The following is a 16,251-nucleotide window of genomic DNA, read 5'->3' on the forward strand; positions in this document are numbered from 1 at the left end:
TACCAAAATTCCTGTCATCCATAAGGCAGCTGATCCGTACGTTTCCGCTTTGCCAAGGCAATCATCAGCATAAGCAGAGGCAGAAAAACATTTAGTATGGGGAAAATATATGGAACGGCAACCTTCGCCGGAAATACAATGGATACCTCGACATAGTTCCTTGGAATTAATGCAATCAGGCCTCCTATTAATGAAATCCACCACACGAATGGACGCCATCTCTTCGTACCGAACCATTCGGCGGTACCGTAGCTTGCGGCGAACAAGTATAGCGAGAGCTTAATGAAGATGCTCATCATCCAAATCGCCGTCATGATAGCATCCAAATTCTCGACAACCCCGCCTATGGATATGGAACGAACGAGCAGCAACAAGGGGTAAGGGGAGCTTCCCGTAACCATTGGTCCGAACATCATAAGTACAGCGAATATGGACAACACGAACCCCAAGCCTGCGAGCAGAACGCTGAGGACAGAATGCCGTATGACCGATTTTTTCTGTTTCAGGAATGAGATTAACATCATGAGTACGATACAGTCGCCAAGAAAAGGCGCTGAAGGGATTGCGGCTGACAGCACCGTAAGCGCGTTGTTATCGCCGAACACTGGAAATAGTCGTTCAATATCCATTTTGTTGACGGCTAGCAGGATCGGGATGAGCACCCCTGCGACGATAATCGGACCTAACACTTCGCTTAAACGCCCAATCACCGTAATGCCTTGAATCGTAGGGTAAATGACGGCAAGCGACATGATCAAAAGGATGCTTGCAATCGGTGTTTCAGGCAGAATCGTGCCGATAATAAAAGATGTGAACTGCCGTAATATTGCTGCATACACGATGATCCAATAAATAATATACAGCATGCCTACGAAGCTCCCAAGCCATTTGCCGAGTAGCTGATGACTGAATGAAATCAACGTTTGACCCGGATAAAGCGTGCTTATCTTCGCGCAGCAATACGCAATGCTGGTACCAATCACTACGACCAGCAAAGAGGATACCCAGGCATCCTGCTTGGCTATTTGAACGGTAGCCGACGAAGTAAGCAATATGAGCATCAGCATTTGCATGCTTGCAATCATCCAGAAAATCTGCCGATTCGATAAGACCATGGAATCCATAGGCAGCTCAACTCCTTTCCCCTTTGTTAACACGTACATTAATGTTCGAAATACCTGGATTTCTGATAATCGTATCCACTTCAATCTTGATGTCCAGCGACTTAAATCGTTCATCCCAGCGTTGTCGGTTTTGCTTCCACTCTTTTGGATATTTATGGTGAAATGCTTTTGCAAGACCAAGCACATCCGCATCATATTGGTTTTGCAGCCTTTTGACAGCCGATTCTATTTGTCTGCTTAGCATTTCGTTGAACGGCTTCTCAATCTTTCTTAAATGGTCATGCTCATCAATAAGATTAAGCTTGGTTGAATTATCAGCCACGTCCGCGTTAATTTTCAGTTTCATGAGCACGCTCCATTCTCCGTTCTTAATAGAGGGAATGACTCGAACGCTGCTTCGTTTGAGCTTTATTGTTATTTTTTGTTTCGGATTATCCAGAGCTATTCCAACATTGCGTTCAATTCGCATATTCTGAAACCACTGCAGTCCTTCAGTCATTCCAGCATCTAAATAACCGATTACCTTCCTCTTTTTTACGATCGCATCACCTTTAACGATGAGAATGTTTTTTTCTTCGCCTGCAGACATGAATGATGAGGAATGGGCAATCGGCAAGGTAAAAGAATCCGATTCCGATGCAATCATTTCTGCTATATTAATGACCGTTGATGACTCAAGTGACCTTTTCTGACCCATTTTAATCAACGTTTCATAGGAATTTGGATCGCTCAATGAAAGCAGCAGAGCTTTGGCGGTTTGGCGGCACAAATAAACGTTAGCTTGCTCTCTCGGTTCAATATCTCGGAATAAAAAATCAAATTGGTCGTGCATGCCGTCTCTTGCTAATGCTTCACCAAAAATATAGGCCTTGGCATGGCCCCAGAAAAAAGTTCGCGGAAGCTCCCTCTGCATCACCGACAAGGCATCAGGCAGCGTCATCCCTGTACGGGATAGCGTATAGACGCGCCCTTCGTTACTTCCACCATCGCTTCCTCCTGAAGAGGGATTCGGAATGAAGACTTGAACCGTGAGCTCTATGTGCTCGTCCTTTGCCTTGTCAATGCCTACCGCCATGATGAGCGCCATATCATTAACTTCAATCCGATCCCAGCATCCCGGCAAAATCGCAAGAACCAAGCATAGACAAGTCAGCTTCCAAATTTGAATACTCACGTTCGAAACCCTCCTCCCGGCTTATCATTCCCTTGTTTTGGCATAAACCGATTGCCGCATTTTGTTTTTGCCAACATAGGTGCTAGGTCGCTGCTTCAAATATTTCAACGGAGCTCTAATCAGTGAATCCTTCCACTCTGTTGGCCGCAATGGAGAGAATGGGGACAAGTAAGGTATGCCAAAGGAATGCAGGGTGCACAAGTGCGTGATGATAAGCAGCAGCGACAGCATAAGGCCGAATATCCCAAACATCCCTGATAGGATCATGATTGGAAATCGAAGCAATCTAAGCGCAATGCTTGCCGGATATTGCGGCATCATGAATGACGAAATGCCCGTAATGGCAACGACCATGACCATTGGAGCAGATACGAGCCCCGCCTGAATAGCTGCTTGGCCGATGACAAGTGCGCCTACGATGCTTACTGCGGAACCTACTTGCTTCGGCAGCCTAATTCCAGCTTCGCGCAGTGCTTCAAAAATAACTTCCATGATGAGCGCTTCAAGCAACGCGGGAAACGGTATTTCTTCCCTGGATTGCGCAACCCGCAGAAGCAGCGTTGTGGGCACCATCTCTTGATGAAAAGTTAATATGGCTACATACACCGAGGGTGCCAGCAAGGCAATGAAGAAAAATAAATAACGGAGCCACCGAATCGTCGTGCCGATCCAAAATCGCTGATAATAATCCTCTGGAGACTGCATTAGCGAAGCAAGAGTAGTAGGCGCGATAAGTGCAATCGGCGTATTTTCGGTTAATATTACGATCCGGCCTTCAAGCAACGCCGCAACGGCTACATCCGGTCTTTCGGTCGCTTGGATTTGTGGAAACGGTGAAAAGGTGGAATCCTCGATTGCTTCCTCCACCATCGCGCTTTCAAGAATTCCGTCAATATCTACGGCTTGCAGTCGATCAGTGATCTGCTGCACGATTTCATCTCTTGCAATTCCTTCTATGTAAATCAGATCAATGATCGTCTTGGAGTATCTGCCTAACTCGAACGATTGGATTTTCATCGTGGAACTGCGAATCCTTCTGCGCAGCAGCGAGGTATTCGTCGTTAAGGTTTCCGTGAAGCCCTCCCGCGGTCCGCGGACGACCGACTCGGATTGAGGTTCCTCCACGCTTCGCGCGTCAAACTTTGTTAAGCCTAAGGAGAGTCCACCTTTAATTCCATCAATGAGCAGCAGCGAACGGCCTGTCAGAATCGATCTTACGGCGTCGCCGTAAGTTTCGACCGTTTTTTTGTTGCTGATAATGACCCCTTCAAAGCTGTCTAGCTCGCCCGACTCTGCTTCTCGTGTTGAAAGCGGTCGAATGATCTGCATTTCGAGCTGCATCGTATCCGTTAGGCCTTGAAAATAAAAGACAGTCGCAGCCCTGCCTCTGCTTGCAACGAAATCATGCATCACAAGATCAGCGCAATCCAGAAAGAACTGTCCAAGCACGTCTGCATTTTCATTAATCGAAAGGCTCAACAACTCCTGCTCAAGCTTTTCCAGCATGGGATTGTCCAAATACTCCAGCTCTGGTACGTTCAATACTGATGCACCGCCTTTGCTTCAAAATGCATTCCTTTCTTTACATGGATCAAATTGGATAACATTATATTGAGATAGTTGACCCATAAATATGCACCAACCTTCAAAATCAAAGTAATGCAAGAGCAATGGTGACATTTTTTCCGTAAATAATGGGATCGATGGCCATCTATAATCGAGAATTAAGCAAGTATGGAAGCACTGCAAATCTTGTTGCCGTGATTACCGGTATAGGCAAAATAAACAGCAAAAAGGCAGCTTCCTCAATGAGAGGAAGCTGCCTTTGAACACTACATTTCAGCATAGAATTTATGTGATCGATTTAACCAATTGACGGAACTTCACGAAGCTGGCCGTTCGCCAAACCGTTATATAACAAACCATAACCATGCTCGTTAGAAAAGAAAGAGTGCTCTGGTCAATCGAATGAATCTGGGATATCATGATGATCCGGACAATAAAAACTCCTGCTAATAACGCAAAAATCAACCTACTGCGTTGGATAAAGGTTTCCCCGTTTTCTCGTTTTACGAAGTTCGTTGTAGCAATCAGCGGGATTGAGATAATCAGGCCGATCAAAATGGAAATCCATAGCTGCTTGGGGCTGACTTGGATTGTCGGGTCTAGTAACTGGAACATAGACATCGAAATATAAGCAATTGGCAGCAGCAGTCTGATACCTGATTTATGGATCGGTTTGCGCATTCCGCGTGACAAGCCTAGCACGATGAGAATAAAGATGGCTAGCGAGATACTAAATGATTCTATCGGATTCATAAATGACRACACATCCTTGTTTATTTATGAATCAAGTATCTCCTATCCATGCTTTCATCACTAGTGAAGGAAGTAACCCATTGTAGATGACAAAAGTCATTTCATTTAAATTGAATAAGTCCAAGCCTGTGATCAATCACGATTATTAACGAGAAAGCCTAGCCATATCACGACTATCCAAATAAGGAGTATCGTTCCCTTTTTGAACGACATGGACCATCGCTTTGCCAAGCTCGCTTAACGTAATGACATGCTTCGGCATCAACCGGCGTATGAGGGGATACAGCCAAGTCAGTGCCGCATAATAGCGATGTGCGTTTTTCAATCCTTTGGTCGGATGAATATAGCCGGGGCGGAACATGTATACTTTTTTAAAAGGAAGTTTCAGCAATTCGTTCTCCGTTTTCCGCTTTACCCTCGCCCACATGCTCTTTCCGGTGTCCGTTCCTCCTGCTGTCACATAACAAAACACCATCTTTTCATTTTTACCTGAAAGCAGCCCTGCCACATACATCGTCAAATCATACGTAATTTGACTGTATTCCGCTTCGCTCATACCCGCAGACGAAATGCCTAAACAGAAAAAGCAAGCATCAAATCCGCCTAGCTCCTCACTGATGGCTGATAAATCATAAAGATCAGGAACGACTAATTCTTTGAGCTTCACATGCGTAACTCCGCAAGGCTCGCGGCCAATAACCAACACTTGCTCCACATCCGGATGCGCCAAGCTCTCGTGCAACACCCCTTCTCCTACCATGCCTGTAGCACCTGTTAGAATGACCTTAAGCTTATGTTTATTCGTTTCCATTCGAAATGCCATACCCGTTTCATCTCCCTTGCGCTAATCAATCATCCTTTTCCGTAAGCAAGCCATCCAATGATCTTCAGCTGAATCCATATCTGACCGCAGCGCAATCAGCTCTCCTTCCGGCGCTTTGGCAGTTGTACGAAGTCCATGCAATGCGAAAACCATTATGTTGTATCCTCCTTCTTGCTAGCAGTCGACTTCTTTTTGTCCTTGGCCAGCTGACGAATAATCTGCTTGCCTGTCGGCGTCTGCGCCAGACCGCCTTTTGCCGTCTCTCGGTATGTTTCTGGCATCGCACTACCCACTTCAAGCATGACTTGTATCACCTCATCTGTCGGGATGGCGCTGCGTACGCCTGCAAGTGCCATATCAGCAGCAGCAAGCGCATTGACGGCCCCAAACCCGTTTCGGACAATACAAGGAATTTCCACCAAGCCGCCTACCGGATCACAGATCAGGCCAAGCGTATTCTTTAACGCCAGTCCAACGGCATGCACCGCTTGGGCTGGTGTCCCCCCTTTCAACTCGACTAAGGCGCCTGCAGCCATTCCGATTGCTGATCCAATCTCGGCTTGGCAGCCCCCCTCAGCGCCGGAGATAAACGAATTGTTGGCAATGATATAGCCGATAGCGCCTGCACTGAACAGCCCTTTTACCATATGATCGTCATCCCAGCCGAAACGCTCCTGGCTGCTTACAAACACGCCGGGAATAACGCCGCAGGATCCTGCCGTAGGCGTCGCAACTATGCGGCCCATAGAGGCATTCACCTCAGATACGGCGAGGGCATAGGCCATTGCAAGGCCAGTGAAGGGCTCTAGCGACGCATCCGGCTTCCGAGTATATTCATGCACGCGCTTCGCATCCCCGCCGGTTAATCCGCTTCGCGATGTTTTCTCAGAAACAATGCCTTTCGCAGCTGCGTCTTTCATAATGCCGTAATAAGCTTTCATTTTCTCCCATTCCTGCTCTATAGAGCGCCCTGATTCCGCAGCTTGGTCTACCAGCATAATATCGCAAATCGATTTGCCCTCTTTCTCGCAAACAACTGCGAGTTCTTTCAAAGAGCTGAACCTCATTCTGAAGCACCGCCATTCAAATCAATATAATGTAAGTTTCTCACATGCGATAGTAACTTCGCTCTACCGAGCAGCTCCTTAGGAATCATGCTATCCGTCTCAAAAACCGTTGCTGCGTGGCCTTGTCTGGCCTTGCGGTCAACATCCATGTAACCGATGTTAACGCTAGCCTCGCTTAACAGCCTTGTCAGGTCCGCAAGTACGCCAGGCTGATCAGTATGTTCGACAATAAGCGTCGGGTAATTTCCTGTAAACGTAAGATCGAATCCGTTCACTTCGATCACTTCGATATTTCCTCCCCCGATAGAGCAGCCAGTCATCTGGCATCCCCTGTTGCCAGCGGATAACTTAATCTTCAATGTGTTCGGATGAACAGCAGGCACGCTGCTCGTCAGAAAGTCCACCGTCATCCCCGATAATTCGGCGATCTCCAGTGATTCCGGAATTCGCTCGTCATCCGTATCGAATCCAAGCAATCCAGCTGTCACAGCCAAATCCGTCCCATGCCCGCTATAGGTGGCAGCAAGAGATCCGTAAAATACGATTTCAGCCTCTAATGGCTGTGTTTCAAGCAATCCACGGGCTACTCTGCCCAGACGAACCGCTCCCGCCGTGTGTGAGCTGGACGGTCCGATCATACCAGGACCAATAATGGAGAACACATCTTTAAACCGCATATCGGGGTCGATACCTCCTATTTTAGCCAATCAGAAAGATGTCTCCTTACGAACTCATCATCGTTCAAATGCGGATAATCCGCATAAACCCGGTCAATTTCTTCATTCTGTCCCGGTGAGAGCTCCTCGTGCGGATTCAGGCACCATGTCCCTTTAAGAAGCCCTTGCCTGCGCAGAACCTCGTGAATGCCGGGAATACATCCTTCAAAGCCGTGTGCCGGATCAAATAATGCGGCATTGGAGTCGGTTACTTCAATATTGCGAACCAGCCATTCAGGCGACAGGCTTTCTTGTATCCGCGCAAGCTTGATTTCCTCCAGCAGCTGCACAGCCTTATGCGTCCATACTGCCCAATGTCCAAGAAGCCCGCCGACGATTCTTTTTTCAACCATTCTGCCCTGTACCTGGAACTGGTAAACCGTAAACAAATCATTGACGATATTATCGTCATTGCCCGTGTATAATGCGATTTGATCCCTTCGCTCAGAGCAGCATACGGCGCGTACGACATCAATCGTCTGGTAACGGTTAAACGGGGCCATCTTTATTGCAATTACACCGGGAATATCAGCGAAAGCACGCCAGAACTCGAAGCTGAATGCCCTCCCGCCTACTGAAGGCTGCAGATAAAATCCGATAACGGGAATAACCTCCGCTACCAGTTCCGTGCGCTTCAAAATGTCCGCCTCCGACCAGCCCTGAAGTCCGCCCATGCTCAGTAGCCCCGCATCATATCCAAGTCCAACTGCGATAGCGGCTTCGCTCAGCGCCTGCTCCATTGGCCCGCATATACCAGCAACACGCAGGAAGGGACGTGAGAGCCTCGCAGCCTCAACCTCCTCCGAGGCTAAACGAAGCAGTTTTTCGAATAATCCGTACTGCGGGTCGCGAATTTCGAATTGTGTCGAATGAACGCCAACGGCAACACCGCCTGCGCCTGAAGCGAGATAATAACGGGTAAGCGCCCTTTGGTGCTGCTCATCCAATTTTCTGTGTTCATCAAGAGCTAGGGGATGTGCAGGAATGACAAGCCCTTCATGAAGCGCCTGCGTCTGCTCTTGCGATAGTAGAGGGGACATCCTTAGAATTTCCCCTTTCTTTCTTGGAAATGTGTCGGCTTGTTATGCGTTGCTCCGCCAGCCTCTACCCATTCGGCAGTCCAATCAATCATTTGAAGCAAAGAAACCCGAGGATATCCGAAACGCTGATGGCTTTTGGATGCATTGTTCAGCAGCGCCTGATCCGCTTCCATGCCTTCGAAGATCGGCGCCGCATTGAATCTCTTGCCGAATTCCTCTGCTGCCCATCGAATCGACATCGTTTCCGGGCCTGTCACATTCAGAAAGTTTACCGGCGTTTCGCAAGCTAGCAATGATCTAATCGCAATTTCATTAGCGTCCCCCTGCCAAATGACATTCGCATGCCCCATCGTCAGATTGATCGGTATGCCGTTCTTGACGGATTTTGCAATTTCCAGCAGCACGCCGTAGCGCATGTCAATGGCATAGTTGAGTCTATAAACGACCATTGGAATCTCGTACTTTTTGGAGAAATGCTCGAATATCCGTTCCCGTCCAAGACAAGATTGTCCATACTCCCCAATTGGAGAAGGCGCTACCGTTTCACTAGCCCCGCCGTAGCCAACCGGTGTGAACGGGTATATATTTCCCGAAGAAAACACGACAATGCGCGAGGACCGGTATTTCACGGCAACTCTTCCCGGCAAATACGCATTCATCGCCCAAGTGAATGATTCATTGCCTGTTGTGCCAAATTTGTTTCCTGCCATATATATGACATTTTCAACATCCGGCAAAGCCTGAAGCTTCTCATCGTCGAATAGATCGCAAGCAATCGTCTCGATCCCCTCCGCTTCAAGCTGTGCCTGAAGTCCCGCTTCTGAAAATCGCGATACACCGATCACTTTTTTGTTCAAGCCAGCGGCTTTGATCGCGTTCATCAATAGTCTAGCCAAGCTCGGCCCCATCTTTCCTCCAACACCTAATAGGAGAATGTCCCCCTTGAGTGCTTTCATATCGTTTATGATTGCTTCCGACGGTTCGGCCAGCTTAGCCTCGAGCTGTTCAATCGTTCTCATTTGATAAATAACTCCCTTCCAGATGTGAGGATATCTTCATCATAGTGATTCCGTTCTTAAAAGACAAATCTTTTAATTGTCTTTTAATGTTCGAATAAAAACCCGAATAACGAAATATTCGGGTTAGTCACTCACTTTGTCTTCCAGAAAGGATAGCTTGAATATTTGGCGCGGCCTCCCTTTGGGAACCTTCTCTACCCCTGCGATCCGGACCAGTCCGTAGTCGATCCACTGCAGAACAAGCCGGTGCGTGCTTCTGACTGTTATATCAAGAATAGCCGCCAGCTCATGCACCATATAATCAACGCGGCCGCTTCGCGCAACATGAGCAAGCATTTTGCTCAAATAAACCGAAGTCATGCCCGCTTCCTCGGCCTTCTTTATAAGCGCCGCGTCGGTCATCGACAATGTAATTTCAATGGGGTCTGCCATCGCAAGCGGCCCAATAAATGTTTTGTCTTCCCTCACAATAAAACAAGTATCTCCGCCAGCATCCTTCGACTTGCGCAATGCAGATCTCGCATGGGTGCCCGCTTCATTCGCAGAACGGCCAAATCCGATGCCGATGCTGAGTGACAAGCCAAACTTCTGGTTGGCATGCTTGCCGAGCGGTATGGTCTTGTATCCGCCGGTTTCTCTTTCAAATATGCCTCGGGTCGTAAAAAACAAATATTCTTCTCCGCCAAGATGGGTCAAATAACCGTCCAAAGATTCCACGTAATCAAGCAGCATCCGGTGAATCTCCAGCTTGAGCCTCTGTACCTCATGCTCCGACGTATGCGTATGAATGCGCTTCTCGAAATGATCGATGTTAAGCAAACCGACTACGATTTGTGCTTCTTTGCTTTGACGTGTTTCCGTTGATAACAATGCTCTTTCTAGCGCAACCGTTATGTTCTGATCCGTAGGTATGATCCATTCATTCGGAATCCCCCGCTCCGTAAGCGCTTCAGATACAGCCGCTTCTGCCGTCATTGCAGCATCGGATGACCCGGAATCGTATAGCCGCGCATGAAAGTCAATCAACGCATCGATCGTAGGATAAGCTGTTCCGCTATACAGCATCGTCTGCACGCTAGATTCATTAATTTCTTGAAGAGATTTAGCAACCATTGTTTTCCCTAACGTATCAATGGATATTCGCAGCTGCTGCTCTGGCTCAAGCGCATTTTTCAATCGGGACAACGACCGGTAGAAGCTCGTGTCCGTTAATGGTACATAATGAAGCGCAACATCCAAGCTTGTTTCTTCCCTAATCCGATGATAAGGGAGCGGCCCGGATACCAATATGACTTCCGCCTCGCTCGCTATTTCAGCAGCTAGCCCCGCTGCTTCCTCTACTTTCTTGTAAACGCTCGCTATCGGCAGGAAAGATGGAAATGCTTGCAGCACCTTCATCATTCGATTGACCATCACTTCAGGACCAATGATACCGATCGCTATTCCTTTCTCAGTGCTATGATCCATGTATGTAAATCCCCCATCATTTACGGACTCATTTACGGACATTATCTTTAATAAGTCTTTTAAGTAGCGTATCATACTGCAGGTTACCAGAGCAATGGCAACAAAAAGCTGAAGATCCTAGAAGAATCTTCAGACTAAGCAACCGCTATTCGATTTAATAAAGGTCTTCCCTCCTCATGATGATATGGCTGCTAATCAACTCATATAGAGAAAGCTCCAGTTTTCACTTCCCCCCTAGTTGAACATACTCATACGTTTAAATCTCAGCAAATCCGTGTATATGGCTTTACGAAGATTTTCGAATAAAGGGTGAATTATGATGACAGAGCTCGGTTCCGAGGAAAAGCTGCTTGATGCAGCATTGTTCCATTTCATTTTCCCGTTTTCATTAAACAAGAATTGTAAAGATAAGCTGATATCCCAGCTTCAGATGGATGGTTTTACACGATTTTCTTTGAAGAACACCGCATTGGAATCGGAATATTACGGGGATGATTATCGAGTCTCCCATCTTAATCTGGAACGATATTATTTRCCTTTTACCAACAGCATGATATTCCCGCACACAGAGGACAAGCCGGGACTGCACCGCTATTCCAAAAAAATAAATCAAGCATGCACCATGCGCTCCGAAGCCCGCAGCATCGGTTTCATTGTGCAATCGACGGATGTATTTCTTTGTCCGTTCGACCTTGGGTTTATTACGATTCGAGTTGAAATACCGCGAGGCACTGCCGACTTTTCGGAAGCGATGGAATTCGCCAAACGGTTCCGTGTCCTTCAAGATATGAATAGCCGGGACCGTGAGGTCAGCTGGGTATCCGATCGATCGGAATATGAGGATGTGGAGGATTTTTTGTTTAAGCATCTCGTGCCTGGCATCGTTCCCTTCATGAATACAAAAGGCATAGAGGAAACCTATTTCGCAAGACATCCGTTTTTCGTAGATGAACGGATGTATATACAAGGCCTAATTGCCTTTCAGAGCAAGAGTGAAATTACCGAAGCTGACTTGTTCCGTGCATCGCATATTGACGGATTTGACGGAGACAATCAACCTTATATGAGTTCAACGAACCCCTCGTACATCGCTCGTTATCTCGACAAGCATGTGTATGACCGCTGGGCGCCGCATACGTATTACATCACACATGAAACATCGTTTGTATGTGTGACCAATGAAGAACAAGCTATGCGAACACGGATCGCTAACCACATGTATGGCGAATACTACTATGCGCTTATCATTAATCTGTTTCATAAAATCGTGCTGCTGAAGCTGTCTAATTTGTATTCCCATATCCGTTTGGATGAGAATAAAGACAAGATCGAGCAATTGATCCGATCGATCACAACCTTCTCTGCCAAATACTATTTCAATGAGGTCGTTTCACAAACGCAGGGCAAAGAGATTTTCATTCAACTCCGCAGTCAATTCGGCAACATCGATCTGTTTACGGATGTAAAACAAACGCTGGCGGATTTGTACAAATACCAAGAAAACTTCACGACGAAGCGAAGCAATTATTTGCTGCTCATTCTAACGATTTATACGGTTATAAGCGGAATTTACGGCATGAATCAAGTCATCGAGGACTTAAAGGGCGATATTGATTGGGGAAAAATGCAGGAATACTCACCTTTTGAATACTTTGCTTTCGCACTTACATTATCCGGCATAACGGTTGCATTGTGGCTTGGTGTCACGACAATCTATCAGTTGATCAAAGAAATGATAAAAAAGCACCAATACAATAAGTAGAGCAAAGGAAGCTTGGATGGATGCATCCATCTAAGAAAAAAGGCGAACGTGCTGTATAAAATGCAGCACGCTCGCCTCTTAAATTCCAAGCTTCCCTATGAATAAATATTTTAAAGAGCAGTGAACGTTTGCTTCACTTGATCAAGCATGTTTTTGCGAGCTTCATTCGCATCTGGCGACGTCACGCCGCCGAATAACAAATGATCCACGACTTCGATTMCGCTGAATTCAAATATGCCTCCGCCGGACGTCTGCTTCAAGGAAGCGTTCATCCCAATGCTCTCGTAGATTTCGCCTGGCGTCCCGTAAGTATTGACGAGCAATCCTTTTTTCCCGGCAAGCAGCTTGTCAATTCCGCCTTCGGCATTGTACTGGTACGCGAATCCGTAAGAGAAAACGCGGTCCACATAACCCTTTAGAATGGCGGGAAGACCGGTCCACCAGATTGGATAGATAAACGTGACAACATCCGCTTTTGCCAAAAACTCCTGCTCTGTCTTAATATCGGCTGGTATATTCCCTTCGCGCAACGCCGCTGTATCTTCCGTCGTCAAAACGGGGTTAAACCTTAGTTGATTAAGATCACGGACACTGACTTCATGCCCATTAGACTGGAGTGCCTCCACCGCTGCGTTCAGAATTGCATGGTTAAAGCTCTCGGCATGCGGGTGTGCAAATACGATTAAATGATTCATGATTTATCCTCCTAGATTCTCATGTAAATTTTGTAACATTGATTGTTACAATCCCCGCAAAAAAATTTACGCTTTACACTTGTAACTTTATCAGTTACATGTTCGTTAGTCAATACTGAATGGAATAAAATCCGTTAACAGGTTGAAAGAAGCCTGTAACGAAAAAGATGGCAGCGACCTGTAAGTCGCTGCCATCTTGCATCTAGAAGTATGCCAAATTAGTTGTTATTGTCCATCCATTGGAAGTGGAAGCTTCCCTTTTGATCCAAACGCTCAAACGTATGCGCTCCGAAATAATCCCGTTGCGCTTGCAGCAGGTTAGCTGGCAGACGCTCTGAACGGTAGCTGTCATAATATGCGAGAGCTGAGGAGAAAGCAGGAACCGGAATTCCTCTCGTGACAGCCGTTGCGATTACGCTGCGCCATGCGTCTTGGTAGCTCTCAACGACGCCTTTGAAATAATCATCCAAGAACAGGTTTTTCAGTCCCGGATTTTTATCATACGCATCCTTGATGTTCTGCAGGATTCCGGCACGAATAATGCAGCCGCCGCGGAAAATCATCGAAATGCTTCCGTAATTCAGATTCCAGTCATACTCGTCGGAAGCAGCTCTCATCTGGGCAAAACCTTGTGCGTAAGAAGCGATTTTGCTCGTATACAATGCTTTGCGAACCGCTTCGATAAATGCTTTAGGATCACCATCATAGCTAGAAGTTGAAGGGCCGTTCAGAAGCTTGCTCGCTGCTACGCGCTCTTCTTTCATCGCGGATAGGAAACGTGCAAACACGGATTCCGTGATGATGGACAATGGTACACCGAGGTCCAATGAGCTTTGGCTTGTCCATTTGCCCGTTCCTTTTTGGCCAGCCGAATCGAGGATGACATCTACCATCGGTTTTCCTGTTTCCGGATCTGTTTTTGCAAAGATATCAGCCGTAATCTCGATTAAATAGCTGTCCAGCTCACCGCGGTTCCATTCAGAGAAGATGTCGTGAAGCTCGCTAGTACTCAAGTTCAAGACATCTTTAAGCAATTGATAGGCTTCACCAATAAGCTGCATATCGCCGTATTCAATGCCATTATGAACCATTTTGACATAATGGCCTGCACCATCGCCGCCAATGTAAGTGGAACAAGCGTCGCCGTTCACTTTTGCGGATATCGCCGTTAAGATCGGCTCTACGAGCTCATAAGCATCCTGCTGCCCGCCAGGCATAATCGCCGGACCTTTGAGCGCGCCTTCCTCGCCGCCAGAAACACCTGCTCCGATGAAGCGGAAGCCTTTCGCTTGAAGGTCTTTGTTCCTTCTTTGCGTATCAGGGAAATACGCGTTCCCGCCATCGATCAGAATATCGCCCTGATCCAAATAGGGCACCAATTGATCTATGGTATCATCCGTCGCTTGGCCGGCTTTTACCATAATTAATATTTTGCGAGGCGTCTCCAAGGATTGAACAAATTGCTCCAAACTAAAAGTACCTACTACGTTTTTACCTTCGGCTTCCGCCAATAGCTCATTTGTTTTCTCGGGCGAACGATTGTACAAAGCAACCGAGAACCCTTTGCTTTCCATATTCAAGGCAAGGTTTTTACCCATTACCGCCAATCCGATTACACCAATTTGTTGTTTAGACATCGTAGACTTCCTCCCAGTTGTTTGTGAGCATCTCTATGACATTATTCGGGTTTGGCTGCCGCTATACGATTCAAAAGCTCGGCCTTCTGTGATTCAAAGCCTGGTTTGCCGAGCAGCGCAAACATATTGTTTTTATAAGCTTCCACGCCAGGTTGATCGAACGGATTTACTCCAAGCAGCAGCCCGCTAATTCCGCATGCTTTCTCGAAGAAATAGACCATTTCGCCATACGTATATTCTGTTAGTTCATCCAATTCTACAATTAGATTAGGAACGCCGCCGTCTACATGGGCAAGCCGCGTACCTAAAGCAGCCTGCTTGTTCACTTCGTCCATCGTCATGCCCGCAACGAAGTTCAATCCGTCCAGATTGCCCTCGTCCTCTTGGATCGTCAGCTCAATTCGCGGTTTCTTCACGGCAAGCACGGTCTCGATAAGATCGCGGCGCCCTTCTTGGACGTATTGGCCCATTGAATGCAAATCGGTCGTGAAATCGACAGAGGCTGGATAAAGCCCTTTCTGGTCTTTGCCTTCGCTTTCGCCGAATAGCTGCTTCCACCATTCGGACACGAAATGCAGGGACGGTTCAAAATTAGCCAGCAGCTCGATCGATTTCCCCTTGCGGTATAGCGCGTTGCGAACAGCAGCATACTGATAGCTTTCGTTCGTAGCCAGATCCGCATTGTTGTATTTCTCGGCTGCAGCCTCAGCTCCCGCCATCATTTGATCGATATCAAGTCCCGCTGCTGCTATCGGAAGAAGCCCTACAGCCGTTAATACGGAGTACCGGCCGCCTACATCATCAGGAATAACGAAGGTTTCATATCCTTCTTCGTCAGCAAGCTTCTTCAGCGCACCTTTTGATTGGTCAGTCGTTGCAAATATACGTCTTCTAGCACCATGCTTCCCGTATTTTTTCTCCATGTACTCTCGCAATATTCGGAATGCAATAGCCGGCTCCGTCGTCGTTCCAGACTTCGAAATGACATTCAGGGAAATGTTTTTCCCCTCCAGCATTTCTAATAAATGCGTGATGTACGTCGAACTTATATTTTGGCCGGCAAAATAGATTTGCGTTTTGCCTTCCATTTGATTATGAAAGGTGTGGGATAGTGCTTCAATCGCAGACCTTGCGCCTAGGTATGAACCGCCGATTCCGATTACAATCAATGCATCAGAATGACTGCGAATACGCTGAGCGGCATGCTTGATTCTCGCAAATTCCTCTTGATCGTATGCAAGGGGAAGGTTGACCCATCCCAAATAATCGGAGCCGGGTCCTTCCTTTTCATGCAGCTTGCGATGAGCCACATTCACAAAATCTCCGAAATAGTCGATTTCATGCTGTTGGACAAATGATAAGGCATTGGAGTAATCAAATGTTATAGCCATATAAAGCGACTCCTTTG

Annotated in this window: 15 protein-coding genes; 1 reads left to right on the forward strand and 14 read right to left on the reverse strand. The window is 47.0% G+C overall.

Annotated elements, in window-relative coordinates:
* Positions 1-14: 14 nt before the first annotated feature.
* From AB4Z29_RS09145 to AB4Z29_RS09195, 11 genes are all read right to left on the reverse strand, one after another.
* Positions 15-1,124, reverse strand: a complete 1,110-nt coding sequence (locus AB4Z29_RS09145) for a GerAB/ArcD/ProY family transporter (protein ID WP_441942742.1) — start codon at positions 1,122-1,124, stop codon at positions 15-17.
* Between the two features lie 7 nt (positions 1,125-1,131).
* A complete protein-coding gene (locus AB4Z29_RS09150; RefSeq protein ID WP_441942743.1) occupies positions 1,132-2,298 on the reverse strand; it encodes a Ger(x)C family spore germination protein in 1,167 nt (388 codons plus the stop codon).
* 24 nt (positions 2,299-2,322) lie between these two features.
* Positions 2,323-3,840 (reverse strand): spore germination protein, encoded by a 1,518-nt coding sequence (locus tag AB4Z29_RS09155; protein ID WP_441942744.1) that lies wholly within the window; start codon positions 3,838-3,840, stop codon positions 2,323-2,325.
* Between the two features lie 309 nt (positions 3,841-4,149).
* A complete protein-coding gene (locus AB4Z29_RS09160) occupies positions 4,150-4,617 on the reverse strand; it encodes a CcdC protein domain-containing protein (protein WP_441942745.1) in 468 nt (155 codons plus the stop codon).
* 145 nt (positions 4,618-4,762) lie between these two features.
* On the reverse strand, positions 4,763-5,440 hold the full coding sequence (locus AB4Z29_RS09165; RefSeq protein WP_441942746.1) for an epimerase: 678 nt from the start codon (positions 5,438-5,440) through the stop codon (positions 4,763-4,765).
* Positions 5,441-5,461: 21 nt separating this feature from the next.
* Positions 5,462-5,593, reverse strand: coding sequence for a hypothetical protein (locus tag AB4Z29_RS09170; RefSeq protein ID WP_441942747.1), 132 nt, complete (start codon positions 5,591-5,593; stop codon positions 5,462-5,464).
* Entirely contained in the window at positions 5,593-6,507 is a 915-nt protein-coding gene (gene sdaAA, locus AB4Z29_RS09175; RefSeq protein WP_441942748.1) for an L-serine ammonia-lyase, iron-sulfur-dependent, subunit alpha, read from the reverse strand. Before sdaAA ends, AB4Z29_RS09170 begins: the two co-directional genes overlap by 1 nt.
* Positions 6,504-7,184, reverse strand: coding sequence for an L-serine ammonia-lyase, iron-sulfur-dependent subunit beta (sdaAB, locus tag AB4Z29_RS09180; RefSeq protein ID WP_441942822.1), 681 nt, complete (start codon positions 7,182-7,184; stop codon positions 6,504-6,506). Before sdaAB ends, sdaAA begins: the two co-directional genes overlap by 4 nt.
* Before the next feature lie 17 nt (positions 7,185-7,201).
* A complete protein-coding gene (locus AB4Z29_RS09185; RefSeq protein WP_441942749.1) occupies positions 7,202-8,263 on the reverse strand; it encodes a dihydrodipicolinate synthase family protein in 1,062 nt (353 codons plus the stop codon).
* A 2-nt stretch (positions 8,264-8,265) separates the two neighbouring features.
* Positions 8,266-9,282 carry an NAD-dependent epimerase/dehydratase family protein gene (locus AB4Z29_RS09190; RefSeq protein WP_441942750.1) on the reverse strand — a complete coding sequence of 339 codons (1,017 nt, stop codon included), beginning with the start codon at positions 9,280-9,282 and terminating at the stop codon, positions 8,266-8,268.
* Between the two features lie 123 nt (positions 9,283-9,405).
* Positions 9,406-10,749: a hypothetical protein gene (locus tag AB4Z29_RS09195; protein ID WP_441942751.1), complete on the reverse strand. Its 1,344-nt coding sequence runs from the start codon at positions 10,747-10,749 to the stop codon at positions 9,406-9,408.
* Between the two features lie 316 nt (positions 10,750-11,065).
* Here AB4Z29_RS09195 and AB4Z29_RS09200 point away from each other — a divergent pair, with 316 nt between their 5' ends.
* The gene (locus tag AB4Z29_RS09200; protein WP_441942752.1) at positions 11,066-12,511 is read left to right on the forward strand and encodes a hypothetical protein; all 1,446 of its coding nucleotides are present in this window, start codon (positions 11,066-11,068) and stop codon (positions 12,509-12,511) included.
* Between the two features lie 110 nt (positions 12,512-12,621).
* Here AB4Z29_RS09200 and AB4Z29_RS09205 read toward each other — a convergent pair whose 3' ends face one another.
* The 3 genes from AB4Z29_RS09205 to AB4Z29_RS09215 all read right to left on the reverse strand — a co-directional run bounded on the left by AB4Z29_RS09205 (position 12,622) and on the right by AB4Z29_RS09215 (position 16,234).
* Complete coding sequence (locus AB4Z29_RS09205) at positions 12,622-13,206, reverse strand: NAD(P)H-dependent oxidoreductase (protein ID WP_441942753.1); 585 nt, start codon at positions 13,204-13,206, stop codon at positions 12,622-12,624.
* A 218-nt stretch (positions 13,207-13,424) separates the two neighbouring features.
* Entirely contained in the window at positions 13,425-14,843 is a 1,419-nt protein-coding gene (gndA, locus tag AB4Z29_RS09210) for an NADP-dependent phosphogluconate dehydrogenase (protein WP_441942754.1), read from the reverse strand.
* A 41-nt stretch (positions 14,844-14,884) separates the two neighbouring features.
* Positions 14,885-16,234, reverse strand: coding sequence for a glucose-6-phosphate isomerase (locus AB4Z29_RS09215; RefSeq protein WP_441942755.1), 1,350 nt, complete (start codon positions 16,232-16,234; stop codon positions 14,885-14,887).
* Positions 16,235-16,251: the final 17 nt, after the last annotated feature.

Origin of the sequence: Paenibacillus sp. 2TAB23 (assembly GCF_052115165.1) — a bacterium.
GTDB lineage: Bacteria > Bacillota > Bacilli > Paenibacillales > Paenibacillaceae > Pristimantibacillus.